Raw genomic sequence first — 15,946 nt, 5'->3', positions numbered from 1 at the left:
CGGAGGATCAGGCGGTGCAGCTGGTGGTGCTGGTGGTGCTGGAGCAAGTGCTGGTGCTCGAGCAGCTGGTGGACGAGCCCAGCATGACCTCGCTCGCGTCCGAGTAGTCGGTGATCTCGAAGGTCTCGGACTCCAGCTCGAGGATCTCCTGGGCGAGCGACTCCAGCGAGTTCTGCGGCATCGTGTCTCCTCCTGAGGGAACGGGCCGGTCGGCCCATGGGTGAACGCGACGACAAGGGCGCGGCTCGGGGCGCCGGTCGCGGACGACCGCACACCCTTGCGCCGTACCCGGGTTCCTTTCTAACGGGGTCCGCTGGCAGATCCGTGCGCGTCCCGCTGTCACCCCGCTGTCAGCCGTCCGGCGGCCGTGCCGCCCCGAACACCTCATCGACGGGAGTGAGTTGTGACCCCCTCCGCGAACGGCCCGTACCGCCCGGTCCTCGACGGCCTGCCCCGGATCCTGCGGCCCACCGTGGCCGACTACCTCGACCTGCACCGGCATCCCGAGCTGTCCGGTGCGGAGGAGCGCACCGCGGCGCGGCACGCGGAACGCCTGCGTGACGCCGGGCTCGAGGTCACCACCGGCGTCGGCGGGCACGGCGTGGTCGGCGTGCTCCGCAACGGGCCCGGCCCGGTGGTGATGCTGCGCGCCGAACTGGACGCGCTGCCGGTCCGGGAGGCCACCGGTCTGCCGTACGCCAGCGAGGCCGTCGCCCTCGACGGCGAGGGCCGCCCGGTGCCCGTGATGCACGCGTGCGGCCACGACCTGCACCTGGCGTGCCTCGGCGGTACGGCGGCGCTGCTCGCCGGCGCCACCGCTCACTGGTCGGGCACCCTGGTGACGGTCGGCCAGCCCGCGGAGGAGACCCTCGACGGGGCCCGCGCCATGCTGGAGGACGGCCTGTACACCCGCTTCCCGGTCCCCGACGTCGTCCTGGCCCAGCACACCGCGCCGCTGCCGGCCGGGATGGTCGCCCACGCGCACGGACCGGTGCTGGCGGGCAGCCGGCTGCTCGAGGTCGTCGTGCACGGCTCGGGCGGCCACGCGGCCAGCCCGCACCTGGCGGTGGACCCCGTGGTCGCCGCGGCCGCGATCGTGCTGCGGCTGCAGACCGTGGTGTCGCGGGAGACCAGTCCGGCCGAGCAGGTGGTGCTGACGGTGGGCTCGCTCCACGCGGGCACCCGGGGCAACGTCGTACCCGCCTCGGCGACGCTGGAGGTCTCGGTGCGCGCGTTCGGCGACGAGGCGCTGGAGCGTGTGACGGCGGCCGTGCACCGCATCGTCGCCGCCGAGTGCGCGGCCTCCGGCTGCCCGCGCGAACCCTCCGTCCGGGTCCTCTCGCGGTCGCAGCCCACGCTTCCGGACCCCGGCACCGCCGCCGCCGTGCGGCACGCTCACGAGCGGACCCTCGGCGCCGCACGCGTCGCCGTCTGGCCCGCGTCCACGGCCACCGAGGACTTCCCGCTGTACGGCCCGGCCGGGGCCGGTCTGCACGGCGCGACCGGGGTGCGCACCGCCTACTGGATGCTCGGGTGCGTCGGCCCGGAGCAGTGGGCGCGGACCCCGGGTACGGGCGCCGCGGCCAAGATGGCGGCCCTGCCGCCGAACCACTCCCCCGGGTTCCGTCCCGATCCGCGGCTGGCCGTCCCCGCGGGCGTGACCACGCTGACGGCGGCCGCACTGGCGCAGCTGGCGGAGCCGGCGCGGTGAGGACGCGGTGACGACGCAACCAGCCGCCACCAGCGCGGAATTCGCCGCTCCAGCCCCCGGAGCCGTACCGGCGCGGCCGTGACCGATCGGGTGCTCTCCGCAACGATCTCGTCAAAGGATCTTGACTTGCGGGCACGCGGGGCCCTGAATAGGACGGCGCCCGCCCGTCTCCGGGGAGGCACAGCAGTCGATCCGGGGAATGAGGAGGGTGCGGTGTCGATGAGGGGTGGAGGTACGGATTGAAGACGCAGAGGAAGGTACGCAGAACGGGAGTGCTCGACGTCGGGTGCCACAGCGCCCTGCTCACGATCGTGGAACGACGGGCCGACTCGCCGCTGGAACCGGTGCTGGCACGCAAGGTGCGGCTGCGGCTGCACGAGACGCTCGACGCGGCGGGACGGCTCGACAGGTCGGGGGTGCGCAGTGTCCAGCACGCGGTGGCGCTGACCCTGGCGGCCGACGGGGGGCATTCGCTGCCCTCGGTGTACGCCTTCGCCACCTCCGTCATCCGGGACGCGCCGAACCGCGACGAGGTCATCGCGCAGGTGGCGCGGACCACGGGCATGCGGCTGCGGGTGCTGTCGGGCGAGGAGGAGGCCCGGCTGGCCTACGTGGCCGCCCGCCAGTGGGCGGGCGGGGACGGAGGGCCGCTGCTGGTGCTCGACATCGGGGGCGGTACGCTGGAGATCGCGGCCGGCACCGGGGAGCAGCCGCACGCGGTCCACTCGCTCCCCCTCGGAGCCCGCGCCGTCAACCGCCGCTGGGACCTGGTGGACGCCGTCACCTCCAAGCGGCGGCTGCACGAGGTCCGTGACCGTCTACGCGCGTCGGTCGGCGAGCTGGGCGACGCCCTGCCGCGGGCGCCGCGGGACGGACGGGTGCTGGCCTCCTCCAAAACGTTCACCCAGCTGGCACGGCTCGCGGCCGCCCGCGGCACGTCCGACGAGGGCCCGGACCGGCTGACGCTGAAGCAGGTGCGGGAGATCGTGCCCGTCCTGGCCGCGAAGGGCCCGGCGGGGCGCGCCAAGCTCCCGGGCATCTCACGTCACCGCGCGGGTCAGTCGCTGGCGGGGGCGCTGGTGGCCGAGACCCTGATGGAGATGTGCGGGGTGGACAGCGTGGAGATCTGCCCCTGGTCCACGCGCGAGGGGCTGCTCCTGGAGCGCCTGGAGTCAGTGGCCCCGGCCGTTCACCGCCGCGCCGGCTGAACCGTCGGCGGGCACGGCCGCGCCGTCACCCGCCGCGCCCCAGTCCAGGCGCAGCACCGCCAGGTCGTCCGTGTGGCGTTCCTCGTCCAGGTCACGGACCTGACCGATCAGCGCGTCGAGGTGCGCGTCGGGCGCCGTCACGGAGGTCCGGGCCAGCAGGCGCAGCAGCCCCTCCGCGCCGAGCCGCTCACCGCCGGGGCCGGCATGGCCTTCGATGAGGCCGTCGGTGTAGAGCGTCAGGGTGCCCCGCTCCGGCAGGTCCAAGGCCGTGGCGGGCCACTGGTCCAGGCCCGGCGCGATGCCGAGGGCGACGCCGTGGGCCGCCTCGACCGGTCGCGTGACGCCGCCGGTGGTCAGCAGGGGCTCGTGATGCCCGGCCAGGTGCACCGTGGCCCGGGACGCGGCGAAGTCCAGGGTGAGCAGGGTGCACGTGGTGAACAGGTCGGGGTGCGAACGCTCCGCGACCAGCATGCGCTCCAGCAGGCGCAGGAGTTCCGGGCCGCGGTGGCCGCCCAGGGTCAGCGCGCGCCAGGCGATGCGCAGGCAGACGCCGAGTGCCGCGGCGTCGGGGCCGTGGCCGCTGACGTCGCCGATCACGGCGTGGACGCGCCCGTCGTCGGTCTGCACGACGTCGAGGAAGTCGCCGCCCAGCAGGGCGCTCTCCCGCCCGGGGAGGTAGCGGCTGGTGGCGGTGACGGCGGGGGTGGCCAGCAGGGGCTGCGGCAGCAGGCCCCGTTCGAGGCGGGCGTTCTCCTGTGCCCGCAGCCCTCCGGCCTGCAGGTCGGCGCCGGCCCGTTCGGCCTGCTTGCGCTGGACGGCGTAGCGCACGGCGCGCTGCAGGAGTTCCGGTTCGACCTTGCCCTTGACGAGGTAGTCCTGGGCGCCGGTGGCCAGGGCCTCGGAACCGGCCTGCCCCTCGGCCAGGCCCGTCAGGACGATGACGGCGGTGTTCGGGTCGGCGCGCTGGATCTCGGCTACGGCACCGGGGCCCGCGGCGTCGGGCAGGTGCAGGTCGAGCAGGACGCAGTCGGCGGCCCGCGCGGACAACTCGAAGCAGGCGTCCGCCAGGGTCTTGTGCCAGACGAGCGTGTACCGCAGCGAGGTGTCGGCGAGCATCTCGGTCACCAGCAGGGCGTCGCCGGCGTCGTCCTCGACGAGCAGGATCCGGTGGTGCGTGACGGGGGTGAGCGGCGTGGGGGGTGTCGTCACGGTCGGGGCTCCCCCGTGCCTCCGGCGTCGTCCGCCGCGGCGGACGCGGTTCCGGACTCCTGCCCGGGGTCGGGCCCCTGTGCGGGGAGGGTGAAGGCGATGCGGGTACCGGGGCCGTACTCCGGGTCGATGCCGATGGTGCCGCCGTGGAACTCGACGATCTTCTTGCACATGGCCAGCCCGATCCCGTTGCCGGGATAGGCGTCCTTGGTGTGCAGCCGCTGGAAGATCACGAAGACCTTCTCGGCGAACTCGGGGTCGATGCCGATGCCGTTGTCGGTGACGGAGAACCGCCACAGGTCGCCGTCGCGCCGGGCCGCGACGTGGATCCGCGGTGCCCGGTCGGGGTGGCGGAACTTCACCGCGTTGGAGATCAGGTTCTGCCAGAGCATGCCCAGTTGCGTGGTGTCGCCGACGACGGTGGGCAGCGGGTCGCGGGTGATCTCGGCGCCGGACTCCTCCAGGGCGACGCTCAGCGCCTCCTCCGTCGCGCCGGCGATCCGCTCGAGGTCCACGGTGCCCTGCTGGTTGTGGACCCGGCCCACCCGGGAGAACGCCAGCAGGTCGTTGATGAGGGTCTGCATGCGGTTCGCGCCGTCGACGGCGAACGCGATGTACTGGTCGGCCCGCTCGTCCAGCTGCTCCCCGTAGCGGCGCTGCAGGAGCTGGGTGAAGCTCGACACCTTCCGCAGCGGCTCCTGCAGGTCGTGCGAGGCGACGTAGGCGAACTGCTCCAGCTCGGCGTTGGAGCGCTTGAGGTCGGCGGACTGCTCGTCGAGGAGCTGCCGGGCCCGCTCGGCGAAGGAGAGCTCCTCCGCGAGCCGGCGCCGCATGCCCTCCACGTCCCCGCCGAGCCGGCGCAGGTCGGCCGGGCCGTTCACGGTGATGGGGTGGTCGAAGCGGCCCCGCGTCACGTGCCGGACCTCGGTGCCCAGCAGCTCCAGGGGCCGGGTGATACCGCGGCGCAGGCCCTCGAAGACGAGCACGGCCAGCAGCACGATGACGGCGGCGATGGCGGTGAACACCACGTTGCGCAGCCGCACGGCGGCGTCGAGCTGGGTGCCGGCGGTGATGCGGGCCTGCCGCAGGTGCTCCTGCTGGGAGCCGAGGGCGTCGCGGACCCGGTCGAAGGCGGCCCTGCCCTCGTCGGCCCGCTCGGTGGCGAGCGGCACCGGCTCCCCCGGCGTGGCCGAGGCGGAGGCGACGGGCCGCGCGATCAGCCCCTGCCAGGCGGTGCCCGCGTCCACGACGGCGTCGAGGTCGTCGCGGGCCCGCGCGTCGCCCTGGACGAGGGGACGCAGCCGGTCGAGGGCGGTCCGCTCGTCCGCCAGCCCCTGGGTGTACGGGTCGAGGAACTCCCGCTGCCCGCTGAGCCCGTAACCGCGGACACCGGTCTCCTGGTTCACCAGCGCCGCTTCCAGCCGGACCGAGTTGACCAGGGCCGGGGAGCGCACGTCGACCAACTGATCGGTCAGGGCCGAGCTGCGGTCCAGCGCCCAGATGCCGAGCGCGCCGAGCGCGGCGAGCACGGCGAGGGCGAGGCTCACCCCCACCCGGAGCCACCGCCGGGTGGTCCACGCCGACAGCCGGCCCGGGCCCCGGGCGTCATCGGGCACGCGCGCCGCCTCCGGCCCGCCGGCCGCCTGCACGATCGTCTCGCCCGTTGCCACGCTGTGCGCCCTCCGCTTCGCTCGCCGCCGCCGGATGCCCGAGGGCGGAACCACTGTATCGGCCACCCGACAACACTTGTTGTCGTGCGATTGTGCAGGTCCTAAGGTGGGGGCCATGCCTGGCACCCACTTCGCTCCGCGCCTGCCGGAGGACGAGCTCGCCGCCCTGGCGATCGGCGCGGTCGACGACCTCGCCCGGCGCCTTGCGCGTCGTGCCCTCCGCCCGCTCGCCGTCCCCGGGGCCACCGACGACGGTACCGAAGCCCGCGGAGACGCCCTGGCGTACCTGTACACGCTCAGCCTCCTCCAGCAGGCGGTCGAGCACCTGGAGAACCAGGCGGCCGAGCAGGCGGCCGCCGCAGGTGCCGGATACCCCCAGATCGGCCGGGCCTGCAACATCAGCCGCCAGGGCGCCCGCCGCCGCTGGCCCGGCCTGGTGACCAGCGACACCCCCCACCGTCCCCCGCGGCGCACCGACCCGACCCGGAGCCAATGATGATGATCGCCCCCGCCCGCCCCCACGACGTGCTGCTGGTCGAGGACGACCCCGCGGACGCCATGCTGATCGGGGACGCCCTCGCCGAGCGCGGTGCCCGCAACCTGACCCAGGTCGAGGACGGCCTCGCGGCGCTGGAGTACCTGCGCGACCCGGCCAACCGGCTCCCCGACCTGATCGTCCTCGACCTCAACATGCCGCGGATGAACGGCCACGAGCTGCTCTCGATCCTCAAGAACGACGAGGAACTGCGCGCGGTCCCGGTGGTCGTCCTCACCACCTCCGCGGCGCCCGACGACGTGGCCGGCGCCTACCGGCAGCACGCCAACGCGTACGTCACCAAGCCGGTCAACCTGGACGACTTCGAGCGCGCCGTGCACAGCATCGACGCCTTCTACCTGGACACCGTCACCAAGCTCCCCCGCCAGTGAACGTGACCGGAAGCGGATGAGCGTCAGTCGCGGAAACCGGGGTAGACGGACGGCTGGCCGCGCCTGAGCGCGGCCGTCCGGTAAGCAGTACGAAAGGCACCACCATGGAACCGAGGCTGGACGGCCACCCCGCCCACCTGGCCGACTGGCCGTGCATCCACGCCGGATTCGCGCACGAGGGCGACTCGGAGGCGATCTCCGCGGCGCGGCGCTTCACCGGCGGGTTCCTCGCCCGCGTCCAGGGTGAGCACGGCGTCCCGGTACCGGTGGAGACGGTCGAGACCGCACAGCTCGTCGTCAGCGAGCTCATCACCAACACCTGCAAGTACGCTCCGGGCCCCGGTCTGCTCGACCTCGAGGTGGACGTCGACACGGCGACGCTGCTGGTGTCCGTGTGGGACACCAGCAGCGCCCTGCCCCTGGCCCGCGCCGCCGAGCCGGGACGGATCGGCCAGCACGGCCTGGAGATCATCCTGGCCCTGTGCGAGGGCTACGACGTGCAGCGGCAGCCGGTGGGCAAGCGCATCACGGTCCGCATCTCCCTGGAGCCCCGGACCCGCTGAGCCGCGGCACGCCCCGCCGTCACGGCGATCGGGTGAACCCCCGGCCCCGCCGGATTCACCGGCGGGCGCGCATGGAAGGTGCCTCACGCGCCGGTCCGCCGCCTCCGGCGCCCCGCCCGGCCACCGGAACAGGACCGTCCAGGAGCAACGCCATGACCAGGATCGCCATCATCCTCGGCAGCACACGCCCCAGGCGCCTCGGCGAGGCCGTCGCCCGGTGGGTGTACGAGAACGCCGCGCTGCGCGGCGACGCCGAGTACGAACTGGTGGACGTCGCCGACTACGACCTCCCGCTGCTCGACGAACCGCTGCCGCCGTCACTGGGCCAGTACAGCCGGCCGCACACCTTCGCGTGGGCGGAGAAGATCGGCTCCTTCGACGGCTACGTCTTCGTGACGGCCGAGTACAACCACTCGATCCCGGGGGCGCTCAAAAACGCCATCGACTACCTCTTCGCCGAGTGGAACAACAAGGCGGCCGGGTTCGTCGCGTACGGCAGCGTCGGCGGCAGCCGCGCGGTGGAGCACCTGCGGCTGGTGATGGCCGAACTGCGGGTGGCCACCGTGCGTGCGCAGGTGGCGCTCTCCCTCTTCCGCGACTTCGCCGACATGAGCCGCTTCGAGCCCGGCCCGCGCCGCGCGGGCGAGCTCGGCGTCGTCCTCGACGAGGTCCTGGCCTGGACCAAGGCCCTGGAGCCGCTGCGCCACACGCCGTCCTGACCCAGGTCCCGCCCCGCCCCTCCCGTACCGCACGGCCCCTCGTAGGGTCCTGTCATGCACGGACGACAGGGGGGCGGTACGCCGGCGTGCGAACGCTGCGGTGGGACGGTGGCCCCGGACGGTTACTGCTGGGACTGCGGCGTCGCCCAGGCGGCGTTCCGGTCGCGGGTGGAGGTCACCGCGGGCGGCGCGGCGGGCGTCAGCGACCGGGGGAAGCGGCGTGAGGTGAACGCCGACGCGATGGCCGTGACCACGGCCGGCGCGTGGACGATCGGCGTGGTGTGCGACGGGGTGTCCATGTCACCCCGGTCCGAACGGGCCGCCAGGCTCGCGGCCGAGGTCGCCTCGGACGCGCTGGCCTCGGCGTTGCGGGCGGGGACCGTGCCGGAGGTCGCGCTCGAGGACGCCACCCTGCGCGCGGGACGCGCGGTCGCGGCACTCGCGGTGGCACCGGAGGAGGCACCGGCCTGCACCTTCGTCGCGGGCGTCGCCGGTCCGGGCGGCCTGTGGTGCGCGTGGATCGGTGACAGCCGCGCGTACTGGCTGCCGGACGAGGGCCTGGCCATCGCGCTGACCGAGGACGACACCGGCGAACTCGACGCCCTGACCGGCTGGCTGGGCGCCGGGAGCGGCGAGCCCGTACCGCGGGTGCGCAGCGGCCGGCCCGCCGTGCCCGGCCGCCTCCTGCTGTGCACCGACGGGCTGTGGCGGTACCTCCCCGGCGCGGAGGCGCTGCGGGACCGGCTGGCTTCCGCACCCGGCTCCCGGGGCGGCGGCGGGCCGCTGGACGGCGCGCGCTCACTGGTCGGGTACGCGCTCGACGCCGGCGGGCACGACAACGTGACGGCGCTGCTCCTCCCGGTCCCCGCCGACGTCCCGCCACGGGCGGGGGCGACGGGAGGGGTGTAAGCAAGAGGTATGCGTTTTGCACCACGCGCAGGCACGTACTGGTCCGCCGAGCGGAACCCTGCCCTGATCGCGGTCCCGGTGCTGCTGATCGTGGCGATCGTCATCAGCGACCTCGTGATCCCCACGGAGGGCCACCTGGGTCCGCTGCTGGTGGTGGCGCCGGCACTGACCGCGTCGTTCGGCGGGCTCCGGCTCACCGCCCTCATCGGGGGTCTGGCGGTGGCGGCGCTGACCGTGGTGTCGGTGGCCGACGGCACCATCACCACGTCGTACCGGCAGAGCGAGATCATCGCGCTCGTCCTCGTCTCGGCCTTCACCGTGCTCTTCTGCCGGCTGCGCGAACGGCACCAGGCCGAGCTGCAGCAGGTGCGCTCGGTGGCGGAAGCCGCCCAGCAGGTCGTCCTGCAGCCCCTGCCGGAGCGCATCGGCCCGCTGCGGATCGCCTTCGACTACCAGGCCGCCGAGGACCAGGCCCGGATCGGCGGCGACCTGTACGCGGCGGTGCGTACGCCCGGCGGCACCCGGCTGCTCATCGGGGACGTCCGCGGCAAGGGCCTGCCCGCGATCGGCGACGCCTCGCTGCTGCTCGGAGCGTTCCGCAGCGTCGCCTACCGGGCCCCGCCGCTGCCCGCGATGTACGCGCACCTGGAGGCGACGGTGTCCTGGAAGGCCGCGCAGGGCTGCGCCGACGGCCTGGAGGAGGACACGGCGATCGAGTCGTTCATCACCGCGATCCTCGTCGACTTCCCCGACGACCGTCCCGAGGTCCGCATCCTCAACTGCGGCCACCCGTCCCCTTTCCGACTGGCCGCCGACGGCCTCGCGCCCCTCGACCCGACGCAGCCCGCGCCGCCCATCGGCCTGGGGCTGCTGCAGCCCTCGCACCCGGGCGTGGACACCTTCCCCTTCGCGCCCGGCGACATGCTGCTGCTCTACACCGACGGCGTCACCGAGGCCCGTGACGCGTCCGGCCGTTTCTACCCCCTCGCCGAGCGCATCGCGTCGTGGCCGGGTCAGCAGACCCCGGAGGACCTGGTGCGGCACGTACGCGAGGACCTCCTCGTGTACTGCGGGGGCCGACTCGGCGACGACGCGGCGTTGATCACCGTACGGCGGGAGCCGCTGGGGCTCGGCCTGTCGTACGAACCACGGGCGGTCGACGGGCCCTCGGCCCTGTCCGGCGGCCCGGAACCCGGTCCCCCCACGAGGGTGCCGCCCTTCGGCCCCGAGCGGGAATGACCCGCCCCCGCGCCCCGTCACCCCCGTCCGTGTCCCGCTGTCGGAGCGCTGATCTACGCTGGGGCCGCCCATGCGACCGGCGGCCCCGACGCACCCTGCCCAGGGGCCCGCCCGACCGGAAGGACGGTCCATGAACGAGCAGCGCCCGATCGACTGGGACGAGCCCACGTGGCTCAACACCCCGCAGGAGGCCGCGGCGGACGGATCGGGGATGCTCGTCACCACCCGTGACCGCAGCGACTTCTGGCGCACCACCGCTTACGGCTTCGTACGCGACGACGGGCACGCCCTGCTCACCGCCTTCCCGGGGGACACCTCGATGGAGGTGACCTTCCGCGCGGACTTCGACACGCTGTACGACCAGGCCGGGCTCATGATCCGCGTCGACGCCGAGAACTGGGTCAAGGCCGGGATCGAGATGTCCGACGGCGTGCCACACCTCGGCGCGGTGGTGACCCGCGGGGTGTCCGACTGGTCGCTCGCGCCGGTGCCCGACTGGGCCGGACACGCGGTGACCGTGCGCGCCAGCCGTTCCGGTGACGCCGTCACGATCCGTGCCCGCCGCGACGACGGTCCCTGGCGGCTGGTCCGGCTGGCGCCGCTCGCCCCGGACGCCGCCGCCACCGCGGGGCCCTTCTGCTGCTCGCCCGAACGCGCGGGGCTGCGCGTGGCCTTCACCGGTTTCACCCGGGGCGCGGCCGACTCGGCCCTGCACGTGGAGCCGCAGCAGGCGGGCGCCGGGGACCACTGAGGGCGGGTGAGGAGGCGATGGGGTTCGTGGGCGGGATCTGGCGGGTGCTGAGCGACGGGGAACCCGTCGGGGACATCACGATCGAGGAGGCCGACTTCCCCTGGTTGTCGGGGCGGTTCGAGCCCACCCCGGCGTTCGACCGGGTCCGGCCGCTGTTCGCACGCGAGCTGGCCCTGATGCAGTCGGCGATGACCGCGCCGGCCGAGGAGGACGAGCCCTGGGCCGCGTGGGAGGCGGCGTACGGCGAGGTCCGGCGTCAGGTGTCGCTGCACTCGCCCTCGGGGCCCGTGGCCGAGTTCCTGCTGCACATCGAGGACGACCAGGCCTGGTTCCGCTGGAGTGACGAGCCCTTCGACGACGACTCGCCGAGCGACTGACGTCCCCGCCCCCGGCACCCCTTCCCCCTGAGCCTGGTAGTGGCACTACCAGGCTCGCTGCTTGACGTCACGACCTGGCGGTCGCAGCGTGGGGAGCGTGGACGAATAGTGGCAAAGGCAACATTTCGAACATCACCTACTTGACTGTGGGACCTCACAACCCGCAGAGCGGTGGGGCGCCGCTCTTACTGTCCGGCGCTGTGGCCTTTGAACCTCGTCCACGCCCAGGAACCGACCGGGCTAGGAGAGTTCTCATGCGTATTTCCAAGTGGCCCCTCGCCGCAATGGCAGGCCTCGCACTCGCCCTTGGGGGTGCGGCCTCAGCGGCCGTCGCGGCACCGACGAGCTCACCGGCCTCAGCGGTCAGCTACGCCGAACACGGCGGTGGCGGCGGCGGTGGCGGCGGCCACGGCGGTGGTGGCGGTGGCGGCCACGGCGGTGGCGGCTACGGCGGCGGCGGTTACGGTGGCGGCGGTTACGACCGCGGCGGCTGGGGCGGCGGCTACGACCACGGCTACGGCGGTGGCTGGGGCGGCGGCTACGACCACGGCGGCGGCGGTGGCGGCGGTCACGGCGGCGGTGGCGGCGGTCACGGCGGCGGTGGCGGCGGTCACGGCGGCGGTGGCGGTGGCGGCCACGGCGGTGGCGGCGGCAACGGCGGCGGCGGTGGCGGCCGGTAACACCCCGACCGGGGACCGGTCCCCAACCAGCCCCCGACACTGGCCGAACATCTGGCGACCGGCCACAGCAGGCCTCTGACCAGCGACTGGACGGTCGCGCACCTCACGGAAGCGGAAGCCGCGCCCACGGGAGACCGGTGGGCGCGGCTTCCGCTCTTCGCGCCTTCGTGCCCCGGCACATCACTTCCGTGCGCCGAATCGCCCGATAAGGAATGTTTCCCGTGAAACATTCCTTACGTACTATATTGACACTGTGCTCATATCGCCGGATCCGGCCGATGGGGTGGCGGCGGTCCGGCCGACCTCAGGGAAACGCCATGTTCGACCTGTCCTCAGCAGTCTCCGCGGGAACCGGCCAGGGCTTCTACATCGGCGGCCGCTGGGTCTCCCCCAGCGGGACCCGCCGCACCCCCATCGTCTCCCCCTCCACGGAGGAGGAGTTGCTGCACGTGCCGCTCGCGGACACCCGGGACGTCGAACGCGCGGTCGCCGCCGCGCGCACGGCCTTCGACGAGGGTCCCTGGCCGCGGATGTCCGCGCCCGAACGCGCCACGCACCTCAGACAGCTGGCCGACCAGGTGCGCCGGCGGCTGCCACTGCTGGCGCGCCTCTGGACGGCCCAGGTCGGGGCGCCGGTCGCCTTCGCCGAGGGACTCGTCCAGGCCGGTGAGGGCCGCTTCGACTACTTCGCCAAGCTCGCCGGCTCGTACGCGTTCGAGGACCGCCGTCCCACCTCCCGGGGGCACGCCCGCGTGACCCGTGAACCCGTCGGCGTCGCAGCGCTGTTCTCCCCCTGGAACGCCACCTTCAACATCTTCGCGCACAAGATCCCCGCGGCCCTGGCGGCAGGCTGCACGGTGGTCGTGAAGTCGCCGCCGGAGAGCCCGCTGGACGCCCTGGTGATCGCCGAGTGCGCCGAGGCGGCCGGGTTGCCGCCGGGGTCCTCAACGTGATCACGGCGGATCGCGAGGGGTCGCGGGCGCTGGTGGCCTCCCCCGGCGTGGACAAGATCAGCTTCACCGGCAGCGTGCCGACGGGCCGTGCCGTCGCCACGGCCGCACTGGAGCGCTTCGCCCGGGTCACCCTCGAGTTGGGCGGCAAGTCCGCCGCGATCCTGCTCGACGACGTCGACCTGCAGGACACCCTCGACACCCTCACCCCGCTGAGCATGCCCTTCGCCGGACAAATCTGCTTCGCCCAGACCCGCATCCTCGCGCCGCGCTCCAGGATCGCGGAGGTCGTCGGGGCGTACGCCGACCGCGTGCGCCTGCTCAGGGTCGGCGACCCCTGGAGCCGTACGACGCAGGTCGGCCCCGTCCTCAACGCCCGGCAGCTGCGACGCGTCCTGGGCTACATCGACAGCGGCCGCCGCGAGGGCGCGAGGGTGGTGACCGGCGGCGGACGCAGCCCGGGCCACGAGCACGGCCACTACGTGCTGCCCACGGTGTTCGCCGACGTCGAGCCCGGGATGACGATCGCCCGCGAGGAGATCTTCGGCCCGGTCGTGACCGTCCAGGCGTACGAGGACGTCGACGAGGCGGTGGCGATCGCCAACGCAACCGACTTCGGCCTCAGCGGCAGCGTCCACGGCGCCGATCCCGAACGCGCCTACCAGGTCGCACGCCGGGTGACGACCGGCCAGCTGAGCGTCAACGGATTCGAACTGGCACCCTCGGTCCCGTTCGGCGGCCGGAAGTCCTCGGGCCTGGGGCGCGAGGGCGGCCCCGAGGGGCTGGAGGCCTACCTGGAGACCAAGGCCGTCTTCATGCCGGGTCCGTGACATGGCCGCCGACGCCGTGCAGCAGATTGCGCACGATGGTCTCCGCGAACCCCTCGCTGACGGGGTGGTCGGCCACCAGGAGCCGGAAGTAGCAGGCCCCCCACAGTTGGTCGATCAGCACCTGCGGATCGATGTCCGCCGCCAGCTGGCCCCGGTCCCGCGCCCGCTCCAGGACGGCGGCCATGCGCGCGCGGCGCGGCCCGGAGTAGCGCTCGCGGAACAGTTCGCCGAGAGGGGGATCGGTCTGGGCGCAGCCGATGAGCTCGGACACGACCCGTCCCGCGGGGGTGCCGCACAGGTGCCGCACGAACTTCCGCATGTGGGCCGTCAGGTCCGCCTCGATGTCGCCGGTGTCCTCGAAGACCAGACGCTCGTCGACGACGGCGACGTAGGCGTCGAGGGCCAGCGCGCCCCGCGACGGCCACCACTTGTGGATGGTCATCCGGCTCGCCCCGGAGCGCCGCGCCACCTTCTCGACCGTGAAGGCGGCCATGCCCTCGGCGAGGAGCAGTTCGCGCGCGGCCGCGAGCACCTCGCCGCGGACCAGGGCGGCCGGCCGGCGGCCCTGCCCGGGCCGCGGCGCCTCGTCGGTCCCCTTGGCCGCCCGGGCGCCCGCTCCGCGCGCTGCGCTCATTCCCGGCTCCGTCCTGCGGTCGGCCCGCCCGCCCCGCGGTGGAGCGCCCCGTGCGGGCCGATCACGGAAATCACTGCCAACGAGCCTATATCGGGCATCCCGTCGATTCCCCGGAGCGACAGGACCGTCCCGGACCCGGACTCCGAGAGGAACACTCGATGATCGTGTACGACAGGCTGTACATCGGTGGTGCCTGGACCGCCCCGGCGCATCCCGGGCTGCTGGACATCCGCTCACCCCACGACCGCTCCCTGATCGGCCGCGCCGCCCAGGCCGCGCCGGGCGACGCCGACGCCGCCGTCGCCACGGCGCGCGCCGCCTTCAACAGCGGGCCGTGGCCGCACCTGGACCCCAAGGAACGGCAGGAGGTGATCCGGCGGGTGAACGGGCTGCGCGAGGAGCGTGCGCAGGAGGCGGCCGCGCGGGTTTCCGCCGCGACCGGGACGCCCCGCCGGTCCACCGACGCCGAGCAGGCCTCCCTCACGCGGCGGGTCGACGCCTGCCTCAAGGCCGCCGAGGAGCTCGGCTGGGAGGAGGTCGTCCATCCCTGTGACCCCAGCCCGGGGTTCGACACCATCGTGCGGCGCGATCCCGTCGGCGTGGTCGCGGCGGTCATCCCCTGGCACTGCCCGTTCTCGGCCGCCACGGCGCGGCTGACCCCGGCCCTCCTGGCGGGCAACACCGTCATCCTGAAGGTCACGCCGGAGAACTCGCTGGGCATGGGGCTGCTGGCCGAGCTGTACGCCGAGGCCGGGCTGCCCGAGGGCGCGCTGAGCGTACTGCCCGCCGACCGGGACACCGGCGAGTACCTGGTCGCCCACCCGGACGTCGACGCGATCGCCTTCACCGGCTCGGCCCGGGCCGGCCGCCGCGTCGCCGCCCTCGCCGGCGAGCAGCTCAAGCGGGTCCGGCTGGAACTGGGCGGCAAGGCGGCCGCGATCGTCCTGGACGACGCCGACGTCCCGCGGACGGTGCGGGGGCTGTTCACGTCGCCCGGCGACGACGGCGGGACGTGCGCCGCGCTGACCCGCGTCCTCGCCCCGCGCCGCCGGTACGAGGAGGTCGTCGCGGCGGTCGAGGAAACCGTCACGTCCCTGAAGGTCGGTGACCCGGTGGCACCGGACACCCGCATCGGGCCGATGGCCGGCCGCGAGCGGCAACAGCGCGTGATGTCGTACATCGAGCTGGGCATCGAGGAAGGCGCCCGGCTGGTGACCGGCGGTCCCCGTGTCCCCGCCGGCCTGGAGGAGGGCTACTACGTGGCACCGACGCTCTTCGCGGACGTCGACCCCCGCATGCGCATCGCCCAGGACGAGGTCTCCGGCCCGGTGGTCACGGTCATCCCTCACAACGGGGACGACGACGCGGTACGGATCGCCGACGACTGCGAGTACCGCGTGTCCGGCGGAGTGTGGTCCACCGACCCCGAACGCGCCGTCGCCGTCGCGCGCCGGCTGCGCACCGGCCCGGTGACCGTCAACGGAGCCCCGGCGGGCCTCGACGGGACGGCCGGCGTCGACGCGTACGTCGGGCACCGGACGATCACCCGGCCCCGCTGAGGGCACCCGG

The 15,946-nt window shown here is 74.0% G+C and carries 18 protein-coding genes; 14 read left to right on the top strand and 4 right to left on the bottom strand.

The window, feature by feature from the left end; genetic code table 11:
* Nucleotides 1-7 precede the first annotated feature (7 nt).
* Nucleotides 8-181 (bottom strand): thiazolylpeptide-type bacteriocin, encoded by a 174-nt coding sequence (locus tag OG937_42610; GenBank protein WUD77935.1) that lies wholly within the window; start codon nt 179-181, stop codon nt 8-10.
* A gap of 222 nt (nt 182-403) precedes the next feature.
* On the opposite strand from OG937_42610, the gene OG937_42605 reads away from it, so the two are divergent.
* Both OG937_42605 and OG937_42600 read left to right on the top strand, forming a co-directional pair.
* Nucleotides 404-1,711 carry an amidohydrolase gene (locus OG937_42605; GenBank protein WUD77934.1) on the top strand — a complete coding sequence of 436 codons (1,308 nt, stop codon included), beginning with the start codon at nt 404-406 and terminating at the stop codon, nt 1,709-1,711.
* Nucleotides 1,712-1,983: 272 nt separating this feature from the next.
* On the top strand, nt 1,984-2,919 hold the full coding sequence (locus OG937_42600; GenBank protein WUD77933.1) for a hypothetical protein: 936 nt from the start codon (nt 1,984-1,986) through the stop codon (nt 2,917-2,919).
* Here OG937_42600 and OG937_42595 read toward each other — a convergent pair.
* Entirely contained in the window at nt 2,884-4,128 is a 1,245-nt protein-coding gene (locus tag OG937_42595) for a SpoIIE family protein phosphatase (GenBank protein ID WUD77932.1), read from the bottom strand. The genes OG937_42600 and OG937_42595 overlap by 36 nt on opposite strands.
* Entirely contained in the window at nt 4,125-5,675 is a 1,551-nt protein-coding gene (locus OG937_42590; GenBank protein ID WUD79057.1) for a CHASE3 domain-containing protein, read from the bottom strand. The genes OG937_42595 and OG937_42590 overlap by 4 nt, the downstream gene beginning before the upstream one ends.
* A gap of 238 nt (nt 5,676-5,913) precedes the next feature.
* On the opposite strand from OG937_42590, the gene OG937_42585 reads away from it, so the two are divergent.
* From OG937_42585 to OG937_42535, 11 genes are all read left to right on the top strand, one after another.
* Entirely contained in the window at nt 5,914-6,294 is a 381-nt protein-coding gene (locus OG937_42585; protein WUD77931.1) for a hypothetical protein, read from the top strand.
* Complete coding sequence (locus OG937_42580; GenBank protein ID WUD79056.1) at nt 6,294-6,725, top strand: response regulator; 432 nt, start codon at nt 6,294-6,296, stop codon at nt 6,723-6,725. The genes OG937_42585 and OG937_42580 overlap by 1 nt, the downstream gene beginning before the upstream one ends.
* A gap of 104 nt (nt 6,726-6,829) precedes the next feature.
* Nucleotides 6,830-7,288 carry an ATP-binding protein gene (locus tag OG937_42575; protein ID WUD77930.1) on the top strand — a complete coding sequence of 153 codons (459 nt, stop codon included), beginning with the start codon at nt 6,830-6,832 and terminating at the stop codon, nt 7,286-7,288.
* Nucleotides 7,289-7,440: 152 nt separating this feature from the next.
* Nucleotides 7,441-8,007: an NAD(P)H-dependent oxidoreductase gene (locus tag OG937_42570; protein ID WUD77929.1), complete on the top strand. Its 567-nt coding sequence runs from the start codon at nt 7,441-7,443 to the stop codon at nt 8,005-8,007.
* Between the two features lie 54 nt (nt 8,008-8,061).
* On the top strand, nt 8,062-8,916 hold the full coding sequence (locus tag OG937_42565; GenBank protein WUD77928.1) for a protein phosphatase 2C domain-containing protein: 855 nt from the start codon (nt 8,062-8,064) through the stop codon (nt 8,914-8,916).
* 9 nt (nt 8,917-8,925) lie between these two features.
* The gene (locus OG937_42560) at nt 8,926-10,155 is read left to right on the top strand and encodes a serine/threonine-protein phosphatase (protein ID WUD77927.1); all 1,230 of its coding nucleotides are present in this window, start codon (nt 8,926-8,928) and stop codon (nt 10,153-10,155) included.
* 130 nt (nt 10,156-10,285) lie between these two features.
* On the top strand, nt 10,286-10,906 hold the full coding sequence (locus tag OG937_42555; protein WUD77926.1) for a DUF1349 domain-containing protein: 621 nt from the start codon (nt 10,286-10,288) through the stop codon (nt 10,904-10,906).
* Nucleotides 10,907-10,923: 17 nt separating this feature from the next.
* Nucleotides 10,924-11,283 carry a hypothetical protein gene (locus OG937_42550; protein ID WUD77925.1) on the top strand — a complete coding sequence of 120 codons (360 nt, stop codon included), beginning with the start codon at nt 10,924-10,926 and terminating at the stop codon, nt 11,281-11,283.
* Nucleotides 11,284-11,537: 254 nt separating this feature from the next.
* Nucleotides 11,538-11,963, top strand: coding sequence for a hypothetical protein (locus tag OG937_42545; protein ID WUD77924.1), 426 nt, complete (start codon nt 11,538-11,540; stop codon nt 11,961-11,963).
* Nucleotides 11,964-12,280: 317 nt separating this feature from the next.
* On the top strand, nt 12,281-12,916 hold the full coding sequence (locus OG937_42540) for an aldehyde dehydrogenase family protein (protein ID WUD77923.1): 636 nt from the start codon (nt 12,281-12,283) through the stop codon (nt 12,914-12,916).
* Complete coding sequence (locus OG937_42535) at nt 12,913-13,743, top strand: aldehyde dehydrogenase family protein (GenBank protein ID WUD77922.1); 831 nt, start codon at nt 12,913-12,915, stop codon at nt 13,741-13,743. The genes OG937_42540 and OG937_42535 overlap by 4 nt, the downstream gene beginning before the upstream one ends.
* On the opposite strand, the gene OG937_42530 is transcribed toward OG937_42535, so the two are convergent.
* A complete protein-coding gene (locus tag OG937_42530; GenBank protein ID WUD77921.1) occupies nt 13,727-14,377 on the bottom strand; it encodes a TetR/AcrR family transcriptional regulator C-terminal ligand-binding domain-containing protein in 651 nt (216 codons plus the stop codon). The two genes, OG937_42535 and OG937_42530, sit on opposite strands and share 17 nt — an antisense overlap.
* Nucleotides 14,378-14,535: 158 nt before the next feature.
* Here OG937_42530 and OG937_42525 point away from each other — a divergent pair, with 158 nt between their 5' ends.
* Complete coding sequence (locus OG937_42525) at nt 14,536-15,936, top strand: aldehyde dehydrogenase family protein (protein WUD77920.1); 1,401 nt, start codon at nt 14,536-14,538, stop codon at nt 15,934-15,936.
* Nucleotides 15,937-15,946 lie beyond the last annotated feature (10 nt).

Source organism: Streptomyces sp. NBC_00510 (assembly GCA_036013505.1).
Lineage (GTDB): Bacteria > Actinomycetota > Actinomycetes > Streptomycetales > Streptomycetaceae > Actinacidiphila.
The sequence above is the reverse complement of the archived record's forward strand: the minus strand, read 5'-3'. Positions and strand labels throughout refer to the sequence as shown.